At 44.7% G+C, this 338-nt stretch carries 1 protein-coding gene; it reads right to left on the reverse strand.

Annotated elements, in window-relative coordinates; all coding sequences use genetic code 11:
- Positions 1-83: 83 nt before the first annotated feature.
- Positions 84-338: hypothetical protein (locus tag DF947_RS22450; RefSeq protein WP_205940840.1), on the reverse strand; the 255-nt coding region annotated here is incomplete at its 5' end.

Here is a 338-nt window from a genome sequence, read left to right on the forward strand (position 1 = left end):
GGTCTTCTTTTTTGTGTCTGTTAGACACCGTCTTTAAAATAAAGCAGGGTATTCTGTACTTGAACAGTACTTCATTACCGCCGCTACGCTACATTGACATCTCTTTTAAGAACTTGTTCGGCAATTGCCTCGCGGCAGCCTTTATATATCTCCGGAACTTTCGGCGCCCGGAGTCTTTCTGGTCTCCTGTCGCTTTCCGCCCGTTTCAATCTTTTTTTTCTGTCTTTCCGGCATCCGCCGTTCCGACTCTCTTTTCCCTTCGTTTCCGTTGGGAGTGCAAAGGTAGGAATCTTTTCGCAACTTCCAAATAAAATATTTTTTATTTTTCGGCGCCTCTT

Origin of the sequence: Pedobacter paludis, assembly GCF_003173575.1 — a bacterium.
In the GTDB taxonomy this organism is placed as follows: Bacteria; Bacteroidota; Bacteroidia; order Sphingobacteriales; family Sphingobacteriaceae; genus Pedobacter; species Pedobacter paludis.